Annotated in this window: 27 protein-coding genes; 19 read left to right on the plus strand and 8 right to left on the minus strand. The window is 71.7% G+C overall.

Annotated elements, in window-relative coordinates; genetic code table 11:
• The first annotated feature begins 200 nt into the window (after window positions 1-200).
• The 11 genes from OHN19_RS34080 (at window position 201) to OHN19_RS34130 (ending at window position 11093) form a co-directional block, all read left to right on the plus strand.
• Window positions 201-2264 (plus strand): tetratricopeptide repeat protein, encoded by a 2064-nt coding sequence (locus tag OHN19_RS34080; protein WP_330267880.1) that lies wholly within the window; start codon window positions 201-203, stop codon window positions 2262-2264.
• A 144-nt stretch (window positions 2265-2408) separates the two neighbouring features.
• Window positions 2409-3524 (plus strand): alanine dehydrogenase, encoded by a 1116-nt coding sequence (gene ald / locus OHN19_RS34085; RefSeq protein WP_107121156.1) that lies wholly within the window; start codon window positions 2409-2411, stop codon window positions 3522-3524.
• Window positions 3525-3936: 412 nt separating this feature from the next.
• Entirely contained in the window at window positions 3937-5067 is a 1131-nt protein-coding gene (locus OHN19_RS34090) for a ParA family protein (protein WP_123988243.1), read from the plus strand.
• Window positions 5052-5609, plus strand: a complete 558-nt coding sequence (locus OHN19_RS34095) for a hypothetical protein (RefSeq protein WP_330267881.1) — start codon at window positions 5052-5054, stop codon at window positions 5607-5609. The genes OHN19_RS34090 and OHN19_RS34095 overlap by 16 nt, the downstream gene beginning before the upstream one ends.
• 19 nt (window positions 5610-5628) lie before the next feature.
• The gene (locus OHN19_RS34100) at window positions 5629-6657 is read left to right on the plus strand and encodes a segregation and condensation protein A (RefSeq protein WP_330267882.1); all 1029 of its coding nucleotides are present in this window, start codon (window positions 5629-5631) and stop codon (window positions 6655-6657) included.
• The gene (gene scpB, locus OHN19_RS34105) at window positions 6654-7328 is read left to right on the plus strand and encodes an SMC-Scp complex subunit ScpB (protein WP_330267883.1); all 675 of its coding nucleotides are present in this window, start codon (window positions 6654-6656) and stop codon (window positions 7326-7328) included. Before OHN19_RS34100 ends, scpB begins: the two co-directional genes overlap by 4 nt.
• Window positions 7328-8488 (plus strand): pseudouridine synthase, encoded by a 1161-nt coding sequence (locus tag OHN19_RS34110; protein ID WP_330267884.1) that lies wholly within the window; start codon window positions 7328-7330, stop codon window positions 8486-8488. Before scpB ends, OHN19_RS34110 begins: the two co-directional genes overlap by 1 nt.
• Before the next feature lie 111 nt (window positions 8489-8599).
• Window positions 8600-8755 (plus strand): hypothetical protein, encoded by a 156-nt coding sequence (locus OHN19_RS34115; RefSeq protein ID WP_330267885.1) that lies wholly within the window; start codon window positions 8600-8602, stop codon window positions 8753-8755.
• Complete coding sequence (locus OHN19_RS34120) at window positions 8752-9285, plus strand: maleylpyruvate isomerase family mycothiol-dependent enzyme (protein WP_330267886.1); 534 nt, start codon at window positions 8752-8754, stop codon at window positions 9283-9285. Before OHN19_RS34115 ends, OHN19_RS34120 begins: the two co-directional genes overlap by 4 nt.
• Window positions 9286-9363: 78 nt before the next feature.
• On the plus strand, window positions 9364-10080 hold the full coding sequence (locus OHN19_RS34125; RefSeq protein ID WP_330267887.1) for an NUDIX hydrolase: 717 nt from the start codon (window positions 9364-9366) through the stop codon (window positions 10078-10080).
• On the plus strand, window positions 10077-11093 hold the full coding sequence (locus OHN19_RS34130) for an ADP-ribosylglycohydrolase family protein (protein ID WP_330267888.1): 1017 nt from the start codon (window positions 10077-10079) through the stop codon (window positions 11091-11093). The genes OHN19_RS34125 and OHN19_RS34130 overlap by 4 nt, the downstream gene beginning before the upstream one ends.
• An 11-nt stretch (window positions 11094-11104) precedes the next feature.
• Here the strand turns inward: OHN19_RS34130 and OHN19_RS34135 are convergent, their stop codons facing one another.
• The 3 genes from OHN19_RS34135 to OHN19_RS34145 form a co-directional block, all read right to left on the minus strand.
• A complete protein-coding gene (locus OHN19_RS34135; protein ID WP_330267889.1) occupies window positions 11105-11518 on the minus strand; it encodes a Rieske (2Fe-2S) protein in 414 nt (137 codons plus the stop codon).
• The gene (locus tag OHN19_RS34140) at window positions 11515-12096 is read right to left on the minus strand and encodes a DUF6529 family protein (RefSeq protein WP_330267890.1); all 582 of its coding nucleotides are present in this window, start codon (window positions 12094-12096) and stop codon (window positions 11515-11517) included. The genes OHN19_RS34135 and OHN19_RS34140 overlap by 4 nt, the downstream gene beginning before the upstream one ends.
• Window positions 12097-12341: 245 nt before the next feature.
• Complete coding sequence (locus OHN19_RS34145; protein ID WP_330267891.1) at window positions 12342-13022, minus strand: hypothetical protein; 681 nt, start codon at window positions 13020-13022, stop codon at window positions 12342-12344.
• Window positions 13023-13253: 231 nt separating this feature from the next.
• On the opposite strand from OHN19_RS34145, the gene aroH reads away from it, so the two are divergent.
• The 5 genes from aroH (at window position 13254) to der (ending at window position 17708) form a co-directional block, all read left to right on the plus strand.
• A complete protein-coding gene (gene aroH, locus OHN19_RS34150) occupies window positions 13254-13616 on the plus strand; it encodes a chorismate mutase (protein ID WP_328746007.1) in 363 nt (120 codons plus the stop codon).
• A complete protein-coding gene (locus OHN19_RS34155) occupies window positions 13613-14698 on the plus strand; it encodes a prephenate dehydrogenase (protein ID WP_330267892.1) in 1086 nt (361 codons plus the stop codon). Before aroH ends, OHN19_RS34155 begins: the two co-directional genes overlap by 4 nt.
• 111 nt (window positions 14699-14809) lie before the next feature.
• Window positions 14810-15496, plus strand: a complete 687-nt coding sequence (gene cmk, locus OHN19_RS34160; RefSeq protein WP_330267893.1) for a (d)CMP kinase — start codon at window positions 14810-14812, stop codon at window positions 15494-15496.
• A 56-nt stretch (window positions 15497-15552) separates the two neighbouring features.
• The gene (locus OHN19_RS34165; protein ID WP_330269774.1) at window positions 15553-16140 is read left to right on the plus strand and encodes a lysophospholipid acyltransferase family protein; all 588 of its coding nucleotides are present in this window, start codon (window positions 15553-15555) and stop codon (window positions 16138-16140) included.
• A 77-nt stretch (window positions 16141-16217) separates the two neighbouring features.
• Window positions 16218-17708 carry a ribosome biogenesis GTPase Der gene (gene der / locus OHN19_RS34170; RefSeq protein ID WP_330267894.1) on the plus strand — a complete coding sequence of 497 codons (1491 nt, stop codon included), beginning with the start codon at window positions 16218-16220 and terminating at the stop codon, window positions 17706-17708.
• Between the two features lie 54 nt (window positions 17709-17762).
• Here the strand turns inward: der and OHN19_RS34175 are convergent, their stop codons facing one another.
• Window positions 17763-18086 (minus strand): hypothetical protein, encoded by a 324-nt coding sequence (locus OHN19_RS34175; protein ID WP_020139415.1) that lies wholly within the window; start codon window positions 18084-18086, stop codon window positions 17763-17765.
• Between the two features lie 70 nt (window positions 18087-18156).
• On the minus strand, window positions 18157-18939 hold the full coding sequence (locus OHN19_RS34180) for a hypothetical protein (RefSeq protein WP_123759788.1): 783 nt from the start codon (window positions 18937-18939) through the stop codon (window positions 18157-18159).
• Between the two features lie 504 nt (window positions 18940-19443).
• Here OHN19_RS34180 and OHN19_RS34185 point away from each other — a divergent pair.
• Window positions 19444-20085 (plus strand): transglycosylase family protein, encoded by a 642-nt coding sequence (locus OHN19_RS34185; RefSeq protein ID WP_330267895.1) that lies wholly within the window; start codon window positions 19444-19446, stop codon window positions 20083-20085.
• A gap of 84 nt (window positions 20086-20169) precedes the next feature.
• On the opposite strand, the gene OHN19_RS34190 is transcribed toward OHN19_RS34185, so the two are convergent.
• The 3 genes from OHN19_RS34190 to OHN19_RS34200 are packed head-to-tail and all read right to left on the minus strand — an operon-like array spanning window position 20170 to window position 23968.
• On the minus strand, window positions 20170-20814 hold the full coding sequence (locus OHN19_RS34190) for an ABC transporter ATP-binding protein (protein WP_330267896.1): 645 nt from the start codon (window positions 20812-20814) through the stop codon (window positions 20170-20172).
• Window positions 20811-23498 (minus strand): ABC transporter permease subunit, encoded by a 2688-nt coding sequence (locus tag OHN19_RS34195; RefSeq protein WP_330267897.1) that lies wholly within the window; start codon window positions 23496-23498, stop codon window positions 20811-20813. Before OHN19_RS34195 ends, OHN19_RS34190 begins: the two co-directional genes overlap by 4 nt.
• Window positions 23498-23968, minus strand: coding sequence for a hypothetical protein (locus OHN19_RS34200; protein WP_330267898.1), 471 nt, complete (start codon window positions 23966-23968; stop codon window positions 23498-23500). Before OHN19_RS34200 ends, OHN19_RS34195 begins: the two co-directional genes overlap by 1 nt.
• 111 nt (window positions 23969-24079) lie before the next feature.
• Here OHN19_RS34200 and OHN19_RS34205 point away from each other — a divergent pair, with 111 nt between their 5' ends.
• Both OHN19_RS34205 and OHN19_RS34210 read left to right on the plus strand, forming a co-directional pair.
• Window positions 24080-24637, plus strand: a complete 558-nt coding sequence (locus OHN19_RS34205) for a hypothetical protein (RefSeq protein ID WP_391196312.1) — start codon at window positions 24080-24082, stop codon at window positions 24635-24637.
• A complete protein-coding gene (locus OHN19_RS34210; protein ID WP_330267900.1) occupies window positions 24606-25898 on the plus strand; it encodes an ABC transporter substrate-binding protein in 1293 nt (430 codons plus the stop codon). Before OHN19_RS34205 ends, OHN19_RS34210 begins: the two co-directional genes overlap by 32 nt.
• The last annotated feature ends 34 nt before the right edge of the window (window positions 25899-25932 follow it).

Consider the following 25932-nt stretch of genomic DNA (forward strand, 5'->3'; position numbering starts at 1 on the left):
GGCTGATCGCGCAGTTCCCCGCGCCCCTGGCGGTACTGCCAAGACCGGCGATCCTATGATCCGTTGATCCGATCGAGGGACTCTTCAGCCCTCACCGCCGCGCTCCGCCAGGAACGTTGCACAGCGTGAACTAGGCTTTTGGTGCCCGTTCCGGGGTTACCGGCGGGCTTTGCGCGTGCGGTGGGACGGGAGTGTGGCCCGTGACGGATCAGGCGGTGGACGCGGAGGGCGTACGGCTGTCCGGCGAGGATCATTTCCTGGGGCGGACACGGGAGTTGAAGGAACTGTGCGCCGACATCGAGCGCGCCGGACTGGACACCCTCGCGGGCCGGAAAGCACCTCGCGCGCGCGTGCTGCTCATCGCGGGACGTCCCGGCTCGGGGCGTACCGCGCTCGCCGAGGAACTCGTCCGCGCGGTCGCTGAGCGTTACGAGGACGGGGTGCTGCGCGCCCGGCTGAGCGAGCCCGACGGCACCCCTGTTCCGGTCGCGCAGGTGGCCCGGGACCTGCTCACCGAGCTGGACGTGAAGGCGCCCGCGGGAGCCACCGAGGACGACCTCTCCGAGACCCTGCGCGAGGCCCTCGCCGACCGGCGCGCGCTGCTCCTGCTGGACGACGCGGTGGCCGCGGAACAGGTGGACGCCCTGCTTCCGGACACTCCGGAGTGCCTGGTCGTGGCCGTGTCCGGGGGCCCGCTGACCGGGATCGCGGACGTCCGGCCGTGCACCGTCGGCGGCCTGGACACCAAGTCCGCGCTGGAGTTGCTGTCCCGGCACACCGGGTCGGTCCGCATCACCGTGGACCCCCGCGCGGCCGAGCAACTGGTCGAGGAGTGCCAGGCGCATCCCGCCGCACTGATGCTGGCCGGGGGCTGGCTCGCCGCCCGGCCCAAGGCCGCCGTGGCCGATCTGTCCAAGCAGCTGCATGCGGAGAGTGACGAGGGAACCCCGCTCAGCCGGGTCTTCAAGCTCGTCCACACCTCCCTGCCCGCCCCCGCCGCCCGGATACTGCGACTGCTCTCCCTCGCCCCGGCCGGCCTCGTCGACCCGCACACCGCTTCCGCGCTCGCCGGCTGCTCGGTGGGCGGCGCCCGTTCCACCCTCGACGACTTCGTCGCGCTCGGCCTGCTGCACGCCGTGGACTCCCCGCTGCCGCAGTACGAGGTCCCCGGCTGTCTGCACCCGCTGCTCAAGGCCCTCGCCGACACCCAGGAGCGCCCCGCCGAGCTCCAGCTGGCCCGCGCCCGGATGCTGGAGCGGACCGTACGGCTGCTCCAGTCCTCCCGCGCGATCACCGAGACCGACAACCCGGACGCCCACAAGAAACTCCAGGGCATGCCCCGCTCGCTGCGCTTCCCGAGCCCCAGGGCCGCCGAGGACTGGCTGCGCGTCCGCAGGCCCGCCCTGCTCGCCGCGGCCCGGCTCGCGGTCGCCGACGGGGAGCTGGACACCCTGGCCAGGCGCCTGATGTCGCAGCTCGTGCGCACCATGGTGGCCCACTTCGGCACCAAGGCCGCCGCCCCCGACCTCTACGGCATCCACGGCCTCGTCCTCGACGTGGCCGAGCGGCGCGCGCTGCCCCGCGAGAAGGCCGCGGCCCTGCTGAACCTCGCCGACCTGGACGCCCAGACCGGCCGGACCCGGGAGGCACTGACCCGCTACCGGGCGGCTCTGGACGCCGGACGGCAGGCGAATGACCCGTACGCGACCGGCCGCGCGATGGAATCCGTAGGCGGTGCGCATCTGGAACTCGGGGACTACGACCGGGCCGCCGACTGGTTCGGCCGGGCCCTCGCCCAGAGGCTGGCCCGGGACGAGCGCGCGGAGGCCGCCCGGCTGTACGGCCGGATCGCCGCCGCGCACACCTACGCCGGCCGCTACGGCGAAGCGGTCAGGAACTGGCGGGCCGCGCTCGCCGGGCACCGCAAGAACGGCGATGTCGCGGCCCACGCACGGGCGTTGAGCGAACTCGCCCGGGTCCAGGAGTACGCCGGACACCCCGAGGAGTCGCTGCGCACCTGCCAGGACGCCGTGGAGTGGGCCCGGCGCGCGGAGGACGTCCGGCTCCAGGCAGCGCTCCAGCTGCGGATCGCCGACACCCTGGAACACCTGGGCGATCCGGCGGCCGCGCAACTGCACCGCGGCGCCGCAGAACGGCTGCTGAGTGAGGAGCTTTCCGAGGGGGAACCCGGGTCCTCGCAGGTCGATGAGCCGAAACAAGACGCTGACGCCTGCGAAATCCGTAGTACATCCGCAGAAGATTGATGCAATGAAAGGCTAGACAGAGAGAACACCTTCATTAGACTGGCTCTGCCGCACCTTCTCCTGCGGTGTCTCCTGGTGTGCCCATGCATGCCCGGGTATGTGTCGTATTGCCCCACACACTCTGAGCCAAGGACCGTGATCCACGTGAAGGTCGGCATCCCCCGCGAGGTCAAGAACAACGAGTTCCGGGTGGCCATCACCCCCGCCGGTGTGCACGAGCTGGTGCGCCACGGCCACCAGGTCGTCATCGAGCGCGGCGCCGGTATCGGCTCCTCGATCCCGGACGAGGAGTACGTCGCCGAGGGCGCCCAGATCCTGGACACCGCCGACGAGGTGTGGGCCACCGCCGACCTGCTACTGAAGGTCAAGGAGCCCGTCGCCGAGGAGTACCACCGGCTGCGCAAGGACCAGACGCTCTTCACCTACCTGCACCTGGCCGCCTCCAAGGAGTGCACCGACGCGCTCATCGAGTCCGGCACCACCGCGATCGCCTACGAGACCGTCGAGCTGCCCTCCCGCGCGCTCCCGCTGCTCGCCCCGATGTCCGAGGTCGCGGGCCGGCTGGCCCCGCAGGTCGGCGCCTACCACCTGATGCGCTCGGTCGGCGGCCGCGGTGTCCTGCCCGGCGGTGTCCCCGGCACCCAGCCCGCGCGGGCCGTCGTCATCGGCGGCGGGGTCTCCGGCTGGAACGCCACCCAGATCGCCGTCGGCATGGGCTTCCACGTCACGCTGCTCGACCGGGACATCAACAAGCTGCGCGAGGCCGACAAGGTCTTCGGCACCAAGGTCCGGGCGATCATGTCCAACGCCTTCGAGCTGGAGAAGGCCGTCCTGGACGCCGACCTCGTCATCGGCGCCGTCCTCATCCCGGGCGCCAAGGCCCCGAAGCTGGTCACCAACGAGCTGGTGTCCCGCATGAAGCCCGGAAGTGTCCTTGTCGACATCGCGATCGACCAGGGCGGCTGCTTCGAGGACTCCCGCCCGACCACCCACGCCGAGCCGACCTTCCAGGTGCACGACTCGGTCTTCTACTGCGTCGCCAACATGCCCGGCGCGGTGCCCAACACCTCGACCTACGCGCTCACCAACGCGACGCTGCCCTACATCGTCGAACTCGCCGACCGCGGCTGGGTGGAGGCGCTGCGCCGCGACCCCGCGCTCGCCAAGGGCCTCAACACCCATGACGGCAAGGTCGTTTACCGCGAGGTCGCGGAGGCCCACGGCCTGGAGCACGTGGAGCTCGAGACCCTGCTCGGCTGAGCCGCTGACCTCGGCAGAGAGCTAAGTCACCTTTTCGTAAAGGCGATACGTCAACAAGGCGCGTCAACGAGGCACATGCGGCCGGACCTTGCCCACAAGGTCCGGCCACATGTGTGTATGGTCACTTTGCGACTCTCGGTCAACTCGCGTCGAACGTAACCCTTGAACCGATTCGTACACCGGCGAAACCTGCCGTGCGACTGCCGTACGCCCTTGACAGCGGGATGTTTCATTGCCGACACATCCTGCCGGGTCCGGCGGATTGTGTTGCTGTGAACACCCGACACGCCATAGAGTCGCCAACCGTCGGCATGGTGCCACGCTGACCTTGTCTAGAAGTTTCCTGGTCACCAAGGAGGTAAGACGACTTGTGAATGAGTCGACATTTTCTCCCGGGGGTGGTCAACCAGGAATGCCTGCCGAGGCCCAGGGCCACGCGGGGTTCGAGGCTGTCGGCTCCGTCGCGGTGCGCACCTTCGCAGCCCACCAGAGTCGTCCGCAGACCCTGCGGACAGCACACCAGAGCATGGATGGCCATCACGTGAACGCCATGGCCGGCGACGGAAGTGGCGCGCCCCACAACCACTTCGCCGACTACGACGAACTGCCCGAGGGGCACTTCTACGACCCCGACGCCGAGTACGAGCCGGATCCGGAGTACGCGGCCACGCTCGCGCCCGACGCGGCCCGCCAGCGCCGTGAGCGCGTGGGCCCGACCGGACGCCCGCTGCCGTACTTCCCGATCCCGGGCCCGCTGACCGACCACGGCCCCGCGAAGATCATCGCGATGTGCAACCAGAAGGGCGGCGTCGGCAAGACCACGTCGACCATCAACCTGGGTGCCGCGCTCGCGGAGTACGGCCGGCGCGTGCTGCTCGTGGACTTCGACCCGCAGGGCGCGCTGTCGGTGGGTCTCGGTGTCAACCCGATGGAGCTCGACCTCACCGTCTACAACCTGCTCATGGAGCGGGGCATGGCGGCCGACGAGGTCCTGCTGAAGACCGCGGTCCCCAACATGGACCTGCTGCCGAGCAATATCGACTTGTCGGCGGCGGAGGTCCAGCTGGTCTCCGAGGTCGCCCGAGAGTCGACATTGCAGCGTGCCCTCAAGCCGCTCATGGCCGACTACGACTACATCGTGATCGACTGTCAGCCCTCGCTCGGCCTCCTCACGGTCAACGCCCTGACGGCCGCGCACAAGGTGATAGTGCCTCTGGAGTGCGAGTTCTTCGCGCTGCGCGGTGTCGCACTGCTGACGGAGACCATCGAGAAGGTCCAGGAGCGGCTCAACCCGGAGCTCGAGCTCGACGGGATCCTCGCGACCATGTACGACTCGCGCACGGTTCACAGCCGTGAGGTGCTCGCGCGTGTCGTCGAGGCGTTCGACGACCACGTCTACCACACGGTCATCGGGCGCACGGTCCGCTTCCCGGAGACCACGGTCGCCGGAGAGCCGATCACCACGTACGCCTCCAACTCCGTCGGTGCCGCCGCCTACCGTCAGCTCGCCAGGGAGGTGCTCGCCCGGTGTCACGCCGAGTGAGTCTGCCGGGGGCCGACGAACTGTTCCGTACGACAGGGGGAATGGCGCTCCAGGCGTCCACTCCCCGGCGGGGGGCCAACGGCGAGGCCCGGGTACCGGCTCCCGCGGGGGAGTCCGACGGGGTCGCGGCGTCCGAGGACGCGCCGCAGTCCGTGCCCGCGCAGGGCGGGGACGGCGACGGGGCCGAGCATGTGGCGGCCGACGCCGACGGCTCCGAGGAGGGCGAGTCCCGCAGCCGCTCCGCGCGTGGTCGAGGGGCGCAGGAAGGTTCTGCCTCCGACGCCGGGCAGCCCCGGGGCAAGCGTGGCCGCTCGCCCGCGCGGCGGCCCAGTGGGCGGGAGCGGCACGACGAGAAGATCACCGTGTACGTGTCGGCCGAGGAGCTGATGGATCTGGAGCACGCGCGTCTGGTGCTCCGGGGCGAGCACGGACTGGCGGTGGACCGGGGGCGGATCGTCCGCGAGGCGGTCGCCGTGGTGCTGGCGGATCTGGAGTCCCGTGGGGACGCGAGCATTCTCGTACGCCGGCTGCGTGGGCGGTAGGCGGTAGCCTGCGGGGGCTATGACCTCGAACGACTCTTCCGCTTCCGGGCCCGGTGGCTCCGCCGGGCGTCGGCGTGCGCTGGGGCGGGGGCCGGTCGGTCCGTCTGTGGCCGAGGTCGAGTCCGGGCCTGAGACCGGTGAGCCGTTGCGCCCGCCCGGCCCGCCGGGCGGGACGCCTGCCCACAATGACGACGGTGACCCAAAGGAGCCCCCCGCCGGCGAACCGCAAGAAGAGACCCCCGACGGTGTCTTCAAGGTTCGGCTGGCCAACTTCGAGGGACCCTTCGATCTGCTGCTCCAGCTGATCTCCAAGCACAAGCTGGACGTCACCGAGGTGGCGCTCTCCAAGGTCACCGACGAGTTCATGGCGTACATCCGGGCCATGGGGCCCGACTGGGACCTGGACGAGACGACCGAGTTCCTCGTCGTCGCCGCCACGCTCCTCGACCTCAAGGCGGCCCGGCTGCTGCCCGCCGCCGAAGTGGAGGACGAGGCCGACCTCGCGCTGCTCGAAGCCCGGGACCTGCTCTTCGCGCGGCTGCTGCAGTACCGCGCGTACAAACAGATCGCGGACATCTTCAACCGGCGGCTCGACGAGGAGGCCCGGCGCTACCCCCGTACCGTCGGCCTCGAACCGCACCACGCCGACCTGCTGCCCGAGGTCGTCATCAGCATCGGCGCCGAGGGGTTCGCGAAGCTCGCCGTGAAGGCGATGCAGCCCAAGCCCAAGCCGCAGGTCTACGTCGACCACATCCACGCGCCCCTGGTGAGCGTCCAGGAGCAGGCCGGGATCGTCGTCGCGCGGCTCAGGGAGCTCGGTGAGGCCAGCTTCCGGCTGCTGGTGGAGGATGCCGACGGCACCCTGACCGTCGTGGCGCGCTTCCTGGCACTGCTGGAGCTGTACCGGGAGAAGGCCGTGGCGCTGGACCAGGAGACCGCGCTCGGGGAGCTTCTGGTGCGGTGGACCGGTGGTGAGGGGGAGGCCGAGCCGACGGTGACCGACGAGTTCGACCGGCCGCCCGAGCCGCCCAAGGAGGAGAAGGCGTGAGCGAGGAGACCCAAGAGGCCCCGGCAGGGCTGCCCGGCGTCGCCGACCTCGACCTGAAGCCGGCCTTGGAGGCCGTCCTGATGGTCGTGGACGAACCGGCGACCGAGGAGCACCTGGCGAAGATCCTGGAACGGCCCAAGCGGCAGATCACCAAGGCGCTCAGGGAGCTGGCCGGGGAGTACGCCGCCCAGGGGCGCGGGTTCGAGCTGCGGCACGTCGCGAACGGCTGGCGGTTCTACACCCGGGCCGCGTACGCCCCGGCCGTGGAACGGTTCGTCCTGGACGGCCAGCAGGCCCGGCTCACCCAGGCCGCGCTGGAGACCCTGGCGGTGGTCGCCTACCGCCAGCCGGTCAGCCGCAGCCGGGTCTCCGCGGTGCGCGGAGTGAACTGTGACGGCGTGATGCGCACCCTCCTCCAGCGGGGCCTGGTGGCGGAGGCGGGCACGGAACCCGAAACAGGTGCGATCCTGTACGTGACGACGAACTACTTCCTGGAGCGGATGGGCCTGCGCGGTCTGGACGAGCTCCCGGAGCTCGCGCCCTTCCTCCCGGAGGCGGAGGCGATCGAGGCCGAGACCCAGGAAGCCGTACCCTCGTTCGATCCGGACGCCCCGGATCCGGACGACGGCCCCACGTCGGCCAGGCCTGACACGACGACGACGGAACTTTGATGCGAAGCAGCAGCGGCAGGAACAGCAGCGGAAACAACGGCGGGAGCCGTGGTGGCAACAGCGGCGGCCGCGGTGGGAACAGCGGTGGTCGCGGCGGGAGCGGCGGTCGCGGTGCGGGCACCGGCGGGCGCGGAAACTACCGCGGCGCCGGAAACGACCGCGACGACAACCAGGGCGGCCGGCCGAAGAAGCCCCGCCCCGAGGAGCGGCGCTACGACGTCGGCCCCGGCGCCTCCCCGGAGGGCCCGAAGTCGGGGCGCGGTGCCTCCGCGCGCGGCGGCGCCAAGGGCGGGCCGAAGCAGGGCCAGGGCACAGGGCGTGGCCGTTGGGCGCCCGCGACCTCCCGTGAGTACGACGCCCGGGCCGAGGAGCGCAACCGGGAGCGGTACGCCGGCAAGAAGGACGTGAAGCTCCCCAAGACCTTCCCGGGCGCCGAGCAGGAGGGCGAGCGGCTGCAGAAGATCCTCGCGCGCGCGGGCTACGGTTCGCGGCGGGCCTGCGAGGAGCTCATCGAGCAGGCGCGGGTCGAGGTCAACGGCGAGATCGTCCTGGAGCAGGGCAAGCGGGTCGACCCCGAGAAGGACGAGGTCAGGGTCGACGGCCTGACCGTGGCGACGCAGTCGTACCAGTTCTTCTCGCTGAACAAGCCCGCCGGTGTCGTCTCGACGATGGAGGACAACGAGGGCCGGCAGTGCCTCGGCGACTACGTCACCAACCGTGAGACGCGGCTCTTCCACGTGGGGCGGCTCGACACCGAGACCGAGGGCGTCATCCTGCTCACCAACCACGGTGAGCTGGCCCACCGGCTGACCCACCCCAAGTACGGCGTGAAGAAGGTCTACCTCGCGCACATCGTGGGCCCGATCCCGCGCGACCTGGGCAAGCAGCTCAAGGACGGCATCCAGCTGGAGGACGGGTACGCGCGTGCGGACCACTTCCGGGTCGTCGAGCAGACCGGCAAGAACTACCTCGTCGAGGTCACCCTCCACGAGGGGCGCAAGCACATCGTGCGCCGCATGCTCGCCGAGGCCGGGTTCCCGGTCGACAAGCTGGTGCGGGTCGCCTTCGGCCCCATCACCCTGGGCGACCAGAAGTCGGGCTGGCTGCGGCGGCTGTCCAACACCGAGGTCGGCATGCTGATGAAGGAAGTCGATCTGTAGGCACGACACGCGTGCGTGTGCGGCCGGTTCCGGAGAACTCCGGGACCGGCCGATGCGTTTTCGCCCTCCTGGCGGTCTGTATCCGTGACGGCCGTGGTGGAGGGAGCGGGGATGGACGAGAGGACCGGGATCAGCGGCGAGACGGGTCCGGCGGCGCTGGAGGGCCCTGTGCGGCTCTCGGGGCTCGTCGGGTCGGCCGGGGTCCGGCAGGCGCCTGCGGGGCCGCTGAGAGGCCGCTGCGGCGATCCGGCGGGGGTGCTGTCATGAGTGCGGGGGAGTTGCTGGAGCGTTCGCTGGCCTACGCGCTGGGCAGTGTGGCGGGAGCGGGGCGGGTGAGTCCCGGCAGGGACACACCGTGCGCCGACTGGAACCTGGGCGAGCTGCTGGACCATCTCGAGGACTCCCTGGACGCGCTGTACGAGGGGCTGACCGGCGGCCGCATCGGGCTGCTCCCGCACGCCGACCGGGTCTGCGGCTTCCGTACACGCGCGTGTGCCGTGCTCGGCGCCTGGGCCGCCGGGCCGCCGGAGGACGTGCTGGTAGGTGAACGGCCGCTGGACGTGCGGGTGATGGCGGCCGTCGGCGCCGTCGAGATCACCGTGCACGGGTGGGACGTGGCCCGGGCCTGTGGGCGGGAGTGGCCTGTTCCGGAGGGCCTCGCGGCCGAACTGCTGCCCGTCGCCGAGTGCGTGGTGGGGCAGGAGGACCGGGGCGTGCGGTTCGCCGGACCCCTCGCCGTGCCGTCCCGCGCGCGTGCCGAGACACGGCTGCTCGCCTTTCTGGGTCGGCGCCTCTAGGGGCTTGTCGGACCCGCTCGCCCCCTTTATAGTCGTAGTGACTATTAGTCATGCTGACCATAAAGGGGGCGAGCGCGAGTGGACTACGACAAGTACGCCTACGAACCCTTCGCCGTCACCGTCGACCTCGCCGTCCTGACCGTTGCCGAAGGCGCCCTGCACGTGCTGCTCGTGGAGCGGGGGCAGGAGCCGTACGCCGGACACTGGGCGCTGCCCGGCGGGTTCGTGCACCCGGACGAGTCCGCGGAGAGCGCCGCCCGGCGTGAACTCGCCGAGGAGACCGGGCTGTCGGACGTCTCCGGGCTGCATCTGGAACAGCTGCGCACCTACAGCGAGCCCGACCGCGACCCCCGGATGCGGGTCGTCTCCGTCGCCTTCGCCGCCCTCCTGCCCGACCCTCCCGAACCGCACGGCGGCAGCGACGCGGCCGACGCCCGCTGGGTGCCGTACGACCGGGCGCGGCCGCTCGCCTTCGACCACGACCGCATCCTGGCCGACGCCCACGAACGCGTCGGCGCCAAGTTCGAGTACACGTGCCTGGCCACCGCCTTCTGCCCGCCCGAGTTCACCCTCGGCGAGCTCCAGCAGGTCTACGAGACGGTCTGGGGCACCACCCTCGACCGGCCCAACTTCCGCCGCAAAGTGCTGGCCACTCCCGGCTTCGTCGAAGCCGTCCCCGGTGCCGCGCGGTTGACCGGTGGCCGCGGCAAACCGGCCGCGCTCTACCGCGCGGGACCCGCCACCGGTCTGCACCCCCCTCTCCTCCGACCGTCCCCGGAAGGACGCCCCGCATGACCACGATCCTGACCAAGCGCGCCGCCACCGGCACCCTCGTCGGCCTCGCCCTCGGGGACGCCCTCGGCTTCCCGACCGAGTTCAACGACGTGCGGTCGATCCTCGCCAAGTGCGGGCCGTGGCGGGAGATGGAGCTGTTCACTCCGGCCGTCGTCAGCGACGACACCCAGATGACGCTGGCCGTGGGCAGGGGGCTGCGGACGGCCATGGACCGGGGGGTGCTCGGGCCCGAGATGGCCGAACCGGTCCGCCGGGAGTTCATCGCGTGGAACCGCTCCCCGGAGAACAACCGCGCCCCCGGCAACACCTGCCTCAGGGCCTGCGACCTCCTGGAGCGCCCGGATCTGCCCTGGCAGGACGCCAGCCAGATCGGCTCCAAGGGCTGCGGGGCCAACATGCGCGTCGCACCCGTCGGACTCGTCCCCGGCCTGAGCGACGAACAGCGCGCGGGCGCCGCCCAGTTGCAGTCCGCGCTCACCCACGGGCACCCGACCGCGCTCGCCGCCTCCGACCTCACCGCACGTGCCGTACGGCTGCTCGCCCAGGGCACCGAGCCGGGTGACCTGGTCGCGCTGCTGCGGTCGTACGCCCTGGTGAACCGGGGCCAGTACCACGAGCGCTGGCTCGGGGACCTGTGGGCGCGCAGTCAGGATCCGACGCCCGGGCAGTTCATGGCGCGCGGCTGGGACGAGTGCCTCGCGGTCCTCGACCGGCTCGACGACGCGGTGCGCACCGCCTCGCCCGAGGACGACCCGTGCCTGGCCACCGGGGCGGGCTGGATCGCCGAAGAGGCCCTGGCGACCGGGCTGTTGTGCTTCCTGCAGTTCCCCGAGGAGCCGCTCACGGCCCTGCGGCGGGCCGCGTGCAGCTCCGGCGACTCCGACTCGATCGCCTGCCTCACGGGCGCCTTCGCGGGCGCCCACCTGGGAGCCGACGCGTGGCCCGTGGAGTGGGCCGACCGGATCGAGTACGGCAGTGAGCTGGTGACGCTCGGGGCGCTCTGGGACGCGTAGTCCCGGGACGCCTAGGCGAGTTCGATCGAGTCGCCGGTGACCTTGATCTGCTTCTCCGGCAGCGGCCGGTTGGCCGGCGGGTTCGCCACCGAGCCGTCCGTGATGTTGAACTTGCTGCCGTGGCACGGGCAGTTGATGGTGCCGTCGGAGACGCTGGTCACCTGGCAGCCCTGGTGGGTGCAGATGTCGGAGAAGGCCTTGAACTCGCCCTTCTTCGGCTGGGTGACCACGACCTTCTCGTCCTTGAAGATCTTTCCGCCGCCGACCGGGATCTCGCTCGTCTTCGCCAGTTCGGTACCGGGCGACGCCTGAACCGAACTCGACCCGGAGTCGCTGTTCTCGTTGCCGTACTCGCCGCAGCCGACGGTGAGCGAGACCGCGCCCGTCGCGAGAAGGACCGTGCGCCGCGTAGGGCTGTGCGTCATGTCGTCACTCCGAAGGTGCGGAAGAACCAGAGGGCGGAGGTCAGCCACAGGATCGTGAGCGCGGTGAAGACGAGCCCGCCGACGATCGGCAGCAGCCATCCGGGAAGTCGCTCCCAGCGGAGCAGCAGCATCTTGGCACTGAAGACACCGAAGAAGAAGCAACCCAGGAGGGAGTGCCACAGAACGCGTGATTCGTACGACTGGAAGCCCAGCGCGTACAGGCAGTGCACCGCGACCGGCACCGCGAGGAGGAAGGCCACGCGCCCTGACCAGCGGTGCAGGGTGGACGACCAACTCGGGCCCGGCAGCTTGCCGTACACCATCAAGGCCGAGACGAGCTGGACGAGCGCGAAGAGGAACGCGGCCGTCGCGAGCCATGACTTCACCGCGCCCGTACTGCTGAAACCGGCGAGGTTGAAGGCCGTCCCCGCCGGGTCGTGGACCTTGCCGTAGGCGCCCAGGGCGACCGCCACCGCGGCGGCGACCAGGGCCGGGATCAGATAGCGGGCTGGGCTCGGGCGGCGCTCGGGTTCGGGTGAGGGCCAGCTCTGGGTGGCCGCGTTCGGGTCGACGGTCATGATCGGCTCCCTCGGGCTAGGGTCTGTCCGGCGGATCAGGCCGGCTGCAAGAGACGGTGCTGCTCGGTGCAGGTGAGCGGGGCTGGGTGCGTCTGGCTGCAAGGCGGAGGAGGGAGTCGACGCGATGGGGGTCCCTCCCGCGCGAGGTTGTTCGAGCGTGGGGGAGTCGGCGAGTGACGACAACGCGGCAGACGGGCGTGCCCAGCCCCGCGACGCCGGCATGATCCGCCGGACAGACCCTGGGGTCAGGGGGTTACCGGGCGGGCCGTGAGCTGTTGTCCGTCGACCGTCACCGCACCGGTCTCCGGGTCGATCTCGGGTGCGGGGGAGGGCTTGCCGTCGCGCTTGAGGATGCCGACCTGCTCGCCGTCCGGCAGCACGATCCAGCCGCCCTCGATCTTCGCGCCGGCCACCGTGCTGTTCGCCCGGTAGAGGCCGGACGACTCGTTCGTCCTGTCGATGGTGAAGGGGTAGCCGCCGCTGCCGACGTTCGCCTTGCCGCTGAGCTGCCTGGTCCCCTTCATCTTGGCGTCCAGGCTCGCGCCGCCCTTGCCGGTGAGCTTCAGGCTGCCGTCGTCCTTCACGTCGCCCTGGAGCCACGACTCGACGTTCCTGCCGTCGCAGACGTACGCGATCGCCTTGTCGTCGCGCACGGTGATCGCGACGGCGGCGGAGTCGTCGTCGGTACGGCCCGTGTAGACGCCCTCGGACACGGGAGTGCGGGACGGGGACGGGCTCGGTGGCGCGGTGGTCGGTTTCGGCGCGGCACTCGGCGACGCGTCGGTGCCGGGCGACGCCTTGGTGCTGGGTGACGGCTGCACCGCCGCCGACGTCGGCTTCTCGCCCGTCGTGGCGTTGAGCGACAGCATGAACAGGCCGAGCAGCAATCCCGCGAGCAAGGTCAGCAGCGGTCCGGAACGCTTCATGTAAAAGGCCTCCCCCGAGGCGAGTTTCCTGCCATGAGAGCGGACCCGGGGGCCCGAGTCCAGAGGCGCACGGGTGTGTTTCGCCCCAAGTAGCGGAACTGGGACATTCAGGTGACATTGACCTGGTGTGTGCAGCCATCTCACGGGGCGGGCGCCGCGCACCCCTCCCGGGCGGGCTGACTAGGCTGGTCGTCCACAGAGCCGGTATGCAGATCAGCGAGGAGCAACGTCGTGGCGGTACGAGCGGTCCGGGGCGCCGTCCAACTCGAACAGGACGAGGCCGGCCACATGGACGAGCAGGTCGGGGCGCTGCTCACCGCCATCATGGAGCGGAACGAGCTGACCGCGGACGACCTGATCAGCATCTGGTTCACGGCCACGCCCGACCTGCACAGCGACTTCCCGGCGGCCGCGGCCCGCAAGCTCGGCATCGTCGACGTCCCGCTGATCTGCGCGCAGGAACTCGACATCGAGGGTGCCATGCCCCGCGTGGTCCGGGTCCTCGCGCACATAGAGTCCGACCGGTCCCGCGCCGACATCGCGCACGTCTACCTCGGCGCCGCGGCCGCCCTCCGCAAGGACATCGCCCAGTGAGGACCGCACTCGTCGTCGGAAGCGGGCTCATCGGTACGTCCGCCGCGCTGGCCCTGACCCAGCGGGGTGTCACCGTGCACCTCGCCGACCACGACCCCGAACAGGCCCGTACGGCGGCCGCGCTCGGCGCCGGCACCGACGAGACGCCCGAGGGCCCGGTCGACCTCGCGATCGTCGCCGCTCCTCCCGCGCACGTGGCCGGAGTGCTCGCCGACGCCATGCGGCGCGGTGTCGCCCGCGGCTACATCGACGTGGCCAGCGTCAAGGGCGGGCCGCGCCGGGAGCTGGAGGGGCTGGGACTCGACCTGTCCTCGTACATCGGTACGCATCCGATGTCCGGGCGGGAGAAGTCCGGGCCGCTCGCCGCCTCCGCGGACCTCTTCGAGGGCCGGCCCTGGGTGCTCACCCCCACCCGGGACACCGACACCGAGGTGCTCAATCTCGCACTGGAGCTGGTCTCGCACTGCCGTGCGGTGCCGGTGGTCATGGACGCCGAGGCCCACGACCGGGCCGTGGCGCTGGTCTCGCACATGCCCCATCTGGTGTCCAGCATGGTCGCCGCACGACTGGAGCACGCCGAGGAGGCCGCCGTACGGCTGTGCGGTCAGGGGATCCGGGACGTGACCCGGATCGCCGCCTCCGACCCCCGGATGTGGATCGACATCCTCTCCGCGAACCCGGGACCGGTCGCCGACCTGCTCACCGATGTCGCCGGGGACCTCGAGGAGACCGTGCGGGCGCTGCGGGCGCTCCAGTCCGCCGACGAGGCCAAGCGGGTCGAGGGCGCGTCCGGGATCGAGAACGTGCTCCGGCGCGGCAACGCGGGCCAGGTACGGGTGCCCGGCAAGCACGGGTCCGCTCCCCGGGTGTACGAGGTCGTGGCCGTGCTCATCGACGACCAGCCGGGACAGCTGGCCAGGATCTTCGCGGACGCCGGCCGGGCGGGCGTGAACATCGAGGACGTGCGGATCGAGCACGCGACCGGGCAACAGGCAGGTCTGGTGCAGCTGATGGTGGAGCCGTCGGCAGCGCCGGTGCTGTCGGCCTCGTTGCGGGAACGGGGCTGGGCGATCCGGCAGTGATCCGCTGGATCATCCGTCTGTAAGACAGGGTCCGGGGAGCCAGTAACCTGGTGCGGGGCACAGTCGCGCCCCCACACCACTCGCCAGACCGCACCCGAAAGGTGTCCCCCCGTGGAAAACGGCGCCGCCCAGCCCGTGATTGTCGCCATCGACGGCCCCTCCGGCACGGGCAAGTCGAGCACTTCGAAGGCTGTCGCCGCGCAGCTGGGGCTGAGCTACCTGGACACCGGCGCCCAGTACCGGGCGATCACCTGGTGGATGGTGAACAACGGCATCGACATCGACGACCCGACGGCGATCGCCGCCGTGGCCGGCAAGGCGGAGATCGTCTCCGGCACCGACCCGGAGAACCCGACGATCACCGTCGACGGCACCGACGTGGCCGGTCCGATCCGCACCCAGGAGGTCACCTCCAAGGTGAGCGCCGTGAGCGCGGTGCCCGAGGTGCGGGCCCGGATCACCGAGCTCCAGCGCTCGCTCGCCTCCTCCGCCGAGAAGGGCATCGTCGTCGAGGGGCGGGACATCGGCACCACCGTGCTGCCCGACGCCGACCTCAAGATCTTCCTCACCGCCTCGCCGGAGGCCCGCGCCGCCCGCCGCAGCGGTGAGCTCAAGGGTGCCGACGTCCAGGCCACCCGCGAGGCCCTGATCAAGCGGGACGCGGCCGACTCCAGCCGGAAGACCTCCCCGCTCGCCAAGGCCGACGACGCGGTCGAGGTGGACACCACCGAGCTCACCCTCGCGCAGGTCATCGAGTGTGTCGTGACCCTCGTCGAGGAGAAGCGGGCCGGCAAGTGAGCGAGCTGCCCTCGGGGCGGGGGGCCGAGGTCGGGCGGCGGATCGGCGTCGGCCTGATGTACGGGCTGTGGAAGCCGCGGGTGCTGGGTGCCTGGAAGGTGCCGAGCACCGGTCCGGTGATCCTCGCCGTCAACCACTCCCACAACATCGACGGTCCGATGGTCATGGGTGTGGCGCCCCGGCCGACGCACTTCCTGATCAAGAAGGAGGCGTTCGTCGGTCCGCTCGACCCGTTCCTGACGGCCATCGGTCAGCTGAAGGTGGACCGTACGGCCGCCGACCGCCAGGCGATCTCCCGGGCGCTGCACGTCCTCGCGGGCGGCGGAGTGCTCGGCATCTTCCCCGAGGGCAGCCGGGGCGAGGGCGACTTCGCCGCGTTGCGCGCGGGGCTCGCGTACTTCGCCGTGCGGGGCGAGGCTCCGATCGTCCCGGTAGCGGTGCTGGGAAGCAACGAGAAGCCGGGACGGTTGATAAAGGGGCTGCCTCCGCTGCGCAGCCGCGTCGACGTCGTCTTCGGCGAGCCCTTCGAGGCGGGCGACGGCACCGGACGGCGGACGCGCAGGGCGCTCGACGAGGCGACCGAACGCATCCAGAAGCAACTGAGCAGTCACCTGGAAAACGCCAGGCGCCTCACCGGGCGCTAGGCGACACTGAGTAGTGGATCAAACCGGACACCTCCGGCCGGTCCACCGATCACCACGATGAACGAGGTACGGACTTCATGAACGACCACATCCACTCCGAGGGCTCGGGCGAGGAGCACGACCACGGGGCGCTTGGCGACGCCGAGTACGCGGAGTTCATGGAGCTCGCCGCGGAAGAGGGCTTCGACATCGAGGACGTCGAGGGGGCCATCGAGGCGGCCGGGCACGGTCCGCTGCCCGTGCTCGCCGTCGTCGGCCGCCCCAATGTCGGCAAGTCGACCCTCGTCAACCGCATCATCGGACGCCGCGAGGCCGTCGTGGAGGACAAGCCCGGGGTCACCCGTGACCGCGTGACCTACGAGGCCGAGTGGGCCGGGCGCCGCTTCAAGGTCGTCGACACCGGCGGCTGGGAGCAGGACGTCCTCGGCATCGACGCCTCCGTGGCCGCGCAGGCCGAGTACGCCATCGAGGCCGCCGACGCCGTCGTGTTCGTCGTCGACGCCAAGGTGGGTGCCACCGACACCGACGAGGCGGTCGTACGACTGCTGCGCAAGGCCGGCAAGCCCGTGGTGCTGGCTGCCAACAAGGTCGACGGCCTGAGCGGTGAGTCCGACGCGGCGTACCTGTGGTCCCTGGGCCTCGGCGAGCCGCACCCCGTCTCCGCGCTGCACGGCCGGGGCACCGGCGACATGCTGGACGCGGTCCTGGAGGCGCTGCCGGAGGCGCCCGAGCAGACCTTCGGCGGCACCGGGATCGGCGGCCCCCGCCGGATCGCGCTGATCGGCCGCCCGAACGTCGGCAAGTCCTCGCTGCTGAACAAGGTCGCCGGCGAGGAGCGGGTCGTCGTCAACGAGATGGCCGGCACCACCCGTGACCCGGTCGACGAGCTGATCGAACTCGGCGGCATCACCTGGAAGTTCGTCGACACCGCCGGTATCCGCAAGCGGGTCCACCTCCAGCAGGGCGCCGACTACTACGCCTCGCTGCGTACCGCGGCCGCCGTCGAGAAGGCCGAGGTCGCGGTCATCCTGATCGACGGCTCCGAGTCCATCTCGGTGCAGGACCAGCGGATCGTCACCATGGCCGTCGAGGCGGGCCGCGCCGTCGTCATGGCCTACAACAAGTGGGACACCCTCGACGAGGAGCGCCGCTACTACCTGGAGCGGGAGATCGAGACCGAGCTCGGCCAGGTCGCCTGGGCGCCGCGCGTGAACGTCTCGGCGAAGACCGGACGGCACATGGAGAAGCTCGTCCCGGCGATCGAGACGGCGCTGGCGGGCTGGGAGACACGGGTCCCGACCGGCCGCCTGAACGCCTTCCTGGGTGAGCTGGTCGCCGCCCACCCGCACCCGATCCGGGGCGGCAAGCAGCCGCGCATCCTCTTCGGCACCCAGGCCGGCACCAAGCCGCCGCGGTTCGTGCTCTTCGCCTCCGGGTTCATCGAGGCGGGCTACCGGCGGTTCATCGAGCGCCGGCTGCGTGAGGAGTTCGGCTTCGAGGGCACCCCGATCCACATCTCGGTGCGGGTGCGCGAGAAGCGCGGCGCGAAGAACACCAGGAAGAAGTGACGCGAGCATGAGTGAGGGGGCGGTCCCGTCCGGGACCGCCCCCTCACTCATGCCTCAGATCCCTCTGCGCGGGCCGGGCGGCAGCGCCGCCGGGACGTGGTGCATCCCGGTGTGCTGCTGCCCGATGTGTCCCACCCGCTGCCACTGCGACTGCTGGCGGGCGCTGAACGCCCCCGCGCTGTAGGCGCTGTACGAGCTGCTGAACGAGCCCGAGGCGTGCGGGGTGTTCCCGAACGCGGTGAAGCCCAGCTCCTCCTCGCCGCTGCGGTCACCCGGCAGCGAACGGAAGGTCTTGACGTACTCGGAGTAGAGCGCGTCGTAGATCGGCGTGGCCGATGGTCCGCCGGGAAACCGGCGCGGAGCGTCGTATGGGTGCACGTATGTCCAAACGACCGCGGGACTTCAGGGATGCGGGTGTGCCCTCAAGGGTGGGTTCCCCGAGGGCCCCTCAGGTGCCCGCGAGGGGCATCGCGGCAGCCACCAACTTCCCGTTGGCCGCGGCCTTGTCGAGGGCGTCCCGCAGCAGGTCCTCGCGCGGCTGGCGTCCGATGGAGCCCACCGGGGCGGCGAACATCAGCACCTGCTGGTGCTTGTTCGCGGCGGCCCGCCAGCCCTCGGTGACCTGGAGCGGCTGGTGCGCCTGCCACCAGGCCACCGGCTGGCCGCCGTTCGCCGACGGCTGGAGCACCGCGTGCAGCTGGCCCACCGCCAGCAGCACCGACCAGCCGTGCAGCACCGACGGCACCGAGTCGATCGTGGTCAGCGGCATGAAGCCCTGCTCGATCAGCAGCGGCAGGAAGTCATCGCCGAGTCCCGTCGCGCCCGGCCGCACGATCGGCCCGGTGGGCTCCACGACCAGCGCCGGGTGCAACTCCCCGGCGATCAGGACCAGTCCGCTGGTCACCCCGAGCACCGCCTGCTCGGGTACGACCTTGTCCGGGTCCAGGTCGACGGTGTCACCGGTGATGGACTTCACCGCGCCCTGGAGCTGCTCCTCGGTGACCTGGACGACCTGGGAGGGCAGGCAGGTGGCGTGGGCGAAGGCCAGGACGGCGGTCTCGTCGCCGATGAACAGGACGGTGCTGGTGCGCTCCTGTTCGGAGTCGCCCTGGGTGCGGCAGGACGTGCAGTCGTAACTGCCGGGGGCGTTCTCTCCGGCGAGCAGCCGGTCGGCTTCTTCGTCGCCGATCTCGGCACGTACCTCGTCGCTGACGTCGAGCATGCGCGGCACGGGTGGCTCCCTCGGGATGTGGTGCTCGGGCGGGTCCCGGGCTCATGAAGAAGACAACGGCCGATCTGTGGCGGGAGTCACGCCCCAGGGCGAACGGAATCGAACCATCCAGCGCACAGGGTCACCGCAGGTGCGGAATCGGACACTCAGTGTCAAGTCGATGGAAAGGCAAGGGAGTTGGTTGCGTGAACTGAGTCACAGATCGGTAACGCACCTGGTCGACAAATCAGGAAATCAGCGAATGAAGTGGGTGTCCGGAAATCGCCGATACCCTCGGTAACGGCGAACTGGCCTGGAATGACAAGCAGTTGGTTGATGCCGACCGGTCGCCCTCCCTACATTCCTCCGCCGTGTGCAGCGAGCACCGCTCGGGAACGTCCGCCGACGCACCAAGCCAGCACTTCGCACCACCTTCGGCGGACGGGGCGGAGCGCGACCACCCGGCCCCTGTGCCGGGAGCGCGCCCCGCCTTGGGGGACCCCGGGTTGTTCGAGAGGGAACCGCATGTCCGAATGTGCCGATACCACGCGCGACAGCGCTCGTAAGACCCGGACCACCGCGGCCCTTGCCGGGGCCGCCCTGCTCGCCCCCCTCGGACTGCTGGCCGCGGCCGGCAACTCCGTGGCGGCGGACGGCGGGGTGTGGGACCGCATCGCCCAGTGCGAGAGCGGCGGGAACTGGCACATCAACACCGGCAACGGCTACTACGGGGGACTCCAGTTCTCCGCCGGCACCTGGCGCGCGTACGGCGGTACGGCCTACGCGCCCACCGCCGACCAGGCCACCAAGTCCCAGCAGATCGCCGTGGCCACCAAGGTCCAGGGCGCCCAGGGGTGGGGCGCCTGGCCGACCTGCTCTGCCCGGGCCGGGGCGTACGGCAGCGCGCCCGGCGCCTCCTCCGGCTCGGCCGGGAGCTCCTCCTCCGCCAAGGCCGCCCCCTCCAAGCCGGCGAAGACGCCGACCCGTTCGGAGGGCCACATCAACCGCAGCGCGTCCCGCGGCGACTACACCGTCCGCCCGGGCGACACGCTCAGCAAGGTCGCCGCCCGGCACGGCACCACCTGGCAGCGGCTCTACACCGCCAACAAGGCCGTCATCGGAGCTGATCCCAACCTGATCGTGCCCGGGCAGCGCCTCGAAATCTGAGAGCTCCCCCCTGTCGCGGGCACGGGGCCCCGTCCGGTCCTCCGACCGGGCGGGGCCCCTGGGCGCACAAGGTGCCACCGAGGCTCACCCCGGCCGCGGCTCCGCCGCCTCCCCGGCGAACACGACCGCGCCGCGCCGCAGTTCGTACACGATCGCCGTCCTGCCGAGCAGCGCGGGCGGCAGCCGCTGTTCGGCCACGACCACGCACGCGTCCAGCGCGGCGAGCAGTTCGTACGTGCGGGCCGCGACCGTCGGGGACATGCCCTGGGCCGGCTCGTCGACGAGGACCACGCGTGCGCGTGCCAGCAGGGCGCGGGAGATCGCGAGCATCCGCTGTTCGCCGCCGGAGAGGGTGCCGGCCCGGCGGGGGAGCAGCGGGGCCAGTTGCGGGTAGGCGTCCAGGGCCAGGTCGTGGGCGGACGCGGCGAGTTCGAGGTTCTCGCGGACGGTGAGCGAGCCGAACACCGCCTGGCGCTCGGGGACCATGCACAGCCCGCGGCGGGCCCGCTCGTACGCCGGCACGCGCGTCACGTCGGCGCCGTCCCACACCACGCTGCCCCTGGTCAGGGGCACGGTTCCGGCCAGGGCGCGCAGCGCCGTCGTACGGCCCGATCCGTTGCGGCCCAGCAGGACGGTGAGGCCGGGACCGGGGGCGGTGAGGGTGACGCCGTGCAGGGCCTCCAACGGGCCGTAGCGCACGCGCGCGTGGCGCAGGGAGATTCCTTTCATACGGCCGTCTCCCGGGCGTCGAGTGCGTCCAGCACGTGGGCCGGGGGCCCGGAGGCGATGATGCGGCCCGCGGTCATGACGTGCACGACGTCCGCGAGGTCGGCGACCAGGTCGAGGTCGTGCTCGACGACCAGGAGGGCGGTGCCGTCCGCCGCGAGGGCCTTGAGGACACGGGCCAGAGCGGTCACCTCGGCGGTGTCCAGGCCGGCGGCGGGTTCGTCGAGGAGGAGGACGCTCGGGGTGCCGGCGAGGGCTCTGGCGAGTTCCACGCGGCGGAGGGTGCCGGTGGGGAGGCCGGCGGCCGGGGCGTTGCGCAGGTTGCCGTCGAGGGTGAGCAGCCTGAGGGCGCGGTCCGGTGCCTCTGGGTCTTTGATGTGGCCCTGTTCCGCGCCCACTTGGATGTTCTCGGTGACGGTCAGGGTGGGGAAGACGGCGAGTTGCTGGAAGGTGCGGGCGATGCCGAGGCGGGTGCGGGTGTGGGGGGACAGGTGGGTGATGTCCTTGTTGTCGTAGCGGACTTGGCCGTGGGTGGGGCGGAGGGTGCCTGCCAGGCAGTGGAAGAGGGTGCTCTTTCCGGCGCCGTTGGGGCCGATGATCGCGGTGATGCTGCCTGGGGGGACGGTGAGGTCGATTCCGTCGAGGGCGGTGAAGCCGTCGTAGCGGGCCTGGAGGTTGTGGGTGGTGAGGACTCCCCGGCCTTTGGGTGCGGGTGGCCCCGGTGGGGGTGCGGCGCCGTCGGCGGCCGGCGGTGGGAGGGGGCTGCGGCGGTGGGCCGGGGTGGGTTCGGCACCGCCGGGGTCCGCCCTCGGGGTGCTCGCCGTTGCGGCGGGGAACGACAGCTGCGCTGACCGCAGTCGGTGCCGTGCCTCACGGCCCTTCGCCGTCAGCGTCGGTCTCCGCCCGGACCGCAGCCGCCGTACCGCCTCGTACGGGCCCCCCGGGAACCGGCCCACCAGCACCGCCAGGACGCCGATCAGGGCCGCCGCCACCCCGCCCCTCGCCCCCGCGTCCAGGCCGACCAGGAGGGCCGCCGCGGCCAGGGCGCCCAGGGTGCTGTCGGCGCCCAGGACCACCACCGCGGCGAACCACAGGAGGCTGCGGACGGGGTCGTAGGCGCCGGGGTCGAAGGCGCGCAGGCCCATGGCGAGCATTCCGCCGCCCAGGGCGGCCAGGGCGGCGCCCGCCACGAAGGCCAGGAGCTTCAGGGCGGGGACCCGGACGCCGGCCGCCGACGCGCCCGGCTCGTGATCGCGCAGGGCGGCCAGGGCCCTGCCGGTGCGGCCTCTGCGCAGGGCTCGGGTCGCCAGCAGGGCCAGTGTCAGCAGGGCCAGCTCCAGGACGTAGTACGCGCGGTCGCCCTCGAAGCCCTCGGGGCGGTCCAGGGACAGGCCCGACGTGGCGTACGGCTGGGCGAAGACGAAGCGGCTCACGCCCACGCCGACCGCGAACGTCGCGAGGGCCAGCGCCAGGCCCCGGCGGGTGATCGCCGGCCAGCCGGTCAGGAGGCCCAGGGGGGCCACCAGGAGCACCGCAAGGGCCAGGGCCGCCAGTTCCGGCAGGCGGGGCAGGCCGGGGAAGCGGCCCGCGGCGAGCAGTGCCGTCAACAGGGCGCCCAGGCCCGCGTAGGCCGCTTGTCCGAGCGAGATCTGACCGCCCCTGCCCGTCACCACCACCAGCGACAGCAGCACCACTCCCAGCGCCGGTACCTGGACCGACGTGTGCAGGTCCGAGCCCGCGAAGCCCAGCGGGAGCAGGAACAGCACCGCCGCGACGATCCACGCGCCCGGCGGCGTCGGCACGCGCGCGGTGGCCGTGCGGGGGAGTGCGTCGCGGGTCCCGACACGGGGGAGTGCCAGGGAGGCGATCAGCAGGGCCACGACGAAGAGGTTCGCGCCGACCGCCTGGAGCAGCGGCTCGCCCCAGCCCGAGGGGTGCAGTCTCGTCAGCTGGCTCTGGGCGACCCCGATGGCCAGCGCCACCAGGACGGCCACCGGCAGGCTCCGCATCCGGGCCGCCACGGCGACCGCCACCACCTCCATGACGAGCAGAGGGAGACCGTACGGGTCCAGGCGGACGTGGGGCGCCAGCAGCACCCCCGTCAGGCCCGCCGTGAACGACCCGAACGCCCAGCCGGCCGCCGCCACCCGGTCGGCGTCGATCCCGCCCAGCACGGCCAGCCGCCGGTCGTCCACGACGGCCCGCAGCTCCCGTCCGAAGCGGGTCCGGCGGATCACGGCGCCGACGCCCACGGCCAGCACCAGGACGACCGCCAGCTGCCCCCACGGGTCCGCCGGCACCAGCTCAGGGGCGTCGTCCCGGGCGCCCTGGCCCCACAGCAGCGCGGCCCCGCCCACGAGCAGCACGAACACCCCGATGGAGGCCACCGGGGTCTGGGCCGGATCGCCGCCCAGGACGGACAGCGGCCGGAAGACGAAACGCTCCAGCACCACACCCAGGGCCGGGGCCAGGACCAGGAGCGTCAGCACCGCGCCGACCCACAGCGGCCAGCCCCACTCCACCACGCACTGCCGCAGCGCGTACGCACACACCATCGCGATCGCCCCGTGCGCGAAGTTCAGCACCCCGGTCGCGCGGTACGTCACGATCAGGCCGATTCCGGTGAGCGCGGCCGCACTGCCGACCGACAGACCGGCCAGCGTGAGGTCCCAGGTCAGCGAGGACATCAGTCGGTTTCCTCGACCGGCTCGCAGATCGGGCAGGGACCCAGCTCGCCGCTCGCCAGGAGCTTGGCGTCCACCGGGACCGACTCCACCTTCCCGGCGACCAGCGGGCAGTCCGCGCGGTGCCAGAGCGTGCCGCCGGGCACCATGAGGAGGTCTCCGCTGACCGCCAGGGGAGCGCTCGTGGCGGACTCCTCGGCCTCCGCGGGCTCCGCCGCGACCAGGAGGCCGTACAGCTCCTCCACGCGCGCGGCGGCGAGCGCGCCCCGGCCGTGGGTGAGGAGGACCGCGCCGGCGACGATCAGCGCGGCGCCTGGGACCGTGCAGGAGGCGAGGTAGGGCAGCTGCCGCTCGGCGTAGCGCTCGCCCGAGACGCCGTACCAGCCGAGCACGCACAGCACCGCGCCCGCGGCGAGCGCGGCCCAGCCGGCCCAGAGGACGGGGTGCACGGTCCGCAGTCGGGCTGTCCGCATCTCTGGCTCCCACATGTCGCGTCCCTGTCCATGTCAGCCAATCGCTTGCACTATGCCTTCTTGAAGCTGACCCTGAAAGCACCGGGCGCACATGGCCCGGACCGACACCCGGTGGTGAGCCAGATGGTTCTCGGGAGCGACCGCACGTGGGGGAACGGCAGCCGGGGGCTGGTGGTGGGGTTCGTCCTCGCCGTGGCCCTCACGGCGTGCAGCGACGACAGCGGCGGCGGCAGCGAGAGCCCGCCGCCGACGCCTTCCGTGGAGCAGCCGGCGTCCTCCGCGCCGCCGTCACCGAGCGGACCGGCCGACGCGGCTGCCGCCCAGCGCGAGATCAAGACGAACTGGGAGAAGTTCTTCGACCCGAAGACCTCCACCAAGGACAAGCAGGCGGTCCTGGAGAACGGCGACGAGATGGGCCCGGTGCTCCAGGCCTTCAGCGGTGACCAGCGCGGCGGGCAGGTGAAGGCTCAGGTCACCAAGGTGGAGTTCACGAAACCGGACCAGGCGACCGTGACGTACACCCTGCTCTTGAACGGTGCCACCGCCCTGCCGAAGGCCTCCGGAACGGCCGTCGAGGAGGACGGCACCTGGAAGGTCTCGGTCAACACCCTGTGCGCACTGGTGCAGTTGAGCGGCAATGCCACGGCGTCGGCCCTGCCGGGCTGCTGAGGCCGCCCTCGCCGTCCTGCTGCTCGCGGTGGGCACGGCGTGCGGCAGCAGGCTGCCGGAGAGCGACTTCGAGCACCGGGAGCGGGCCACCCCCGCGCGGGACACCGGCCCGATCCGCGTCGGCATCGTCACCAGCGCCACCAGCCCGGTCGGCGGCGACACCTTCACCGGCCCCCGCGACGGCGCCAAGGCGTACTTCGAGCGCCTCAACGCGCGCGGGGGCGTCGCAGGGCGCCGGATCGAGGTGCGCGAGTGCGACGACGGCGGCAGCGGGGTCGGCAACAACACCTGCGTGCACCGGCTGATCGACGAGGACAAGGTGGTCGCCCTGGTCGCGACCACCGCCCTCGACTACGCGGGCGCCTCCCGCGTCTCCCACGCGCGCGTGCCCGACATCGGCGGCCAGCCCCTCGGCGCCGCCTACGACACCTGGCCGCACCTCTACGGCATCTACGGCAGCCTCGCACCCCGCGCCGGCACCACCGGCTGGGACGGCAGGCAGTACGGCGGCACCGAGGTCTACCGCTACTTCAAGCGCGCGCACGCGGCCCGTACGGCGGCCGTCGTGTCGTACAACCAGGCCGCCTCCGCCGCCTACGCACGGCTCGTCGAGCAGGGGCTGCGGGCCGAGGGCTACAAGGTCGTCACCGAGCAGGTCGACTTCGCGCTGCCCAACTTCCGTGCCGTGGCGGCCGATCTGAAGGAGCAGGGCGTCGACCTGGTTCTCGACGCCGTCGACAGCCACGGCAACGCCCAGTTGTGCGAGGCGATGGACGAGGCCGGCGTCGAGGTCACCGCCAAGGTCACCAACGTGCAGAACTGGACCTCCACCGTCCCCGACGACTACAAGGACGCCCCGCGCTGCCGCAACGCCCTGTGGGCGACCGGGTCCAGCCGGAACTTCGAGGACACCGGCGACGCGGCCGTACGCGCCTTCAGGGACGCCACGAAGGACCTCGGGACGCACTCCCAGTGGCAGTTGGAGGGCTGGGCGGCCGCGATGTGGTTCACGGACGCGGCGAAGTCCTGCGCGGCACAGGGCGTCACGCGCGCGTGTGTCGACGCCTGGATGAACCGCAGCCAGGGTTACACGGCGGACAGTCTGCTCGTCCCGGTCCGCTTCGAGCGCCTGCCCGAGCCGCCGAAGTCCCGGAAGACCTGTCTCTCGGTGGCCCGCTGGCAGGACGGCCGGGGCTGGGTCTCCCAGGGCGACATGAACAGCACCTGCTTCGACGTTCCGCAACTGCCGTATCAGCAGTGAGTGACCGCACGCACGCAACCAAAGGAGGCCCACG

The sequence above is a fragment of the Streptomyces griseorubiginosus genome (assembly GCF_036345115.1).
Lineage (GTDB): Bacteria > Actinomycetota > Actinomycetes > Streptomycetales > Streptomycetaceae > Streptomyces > Streptomyces griseorubiginosus_C.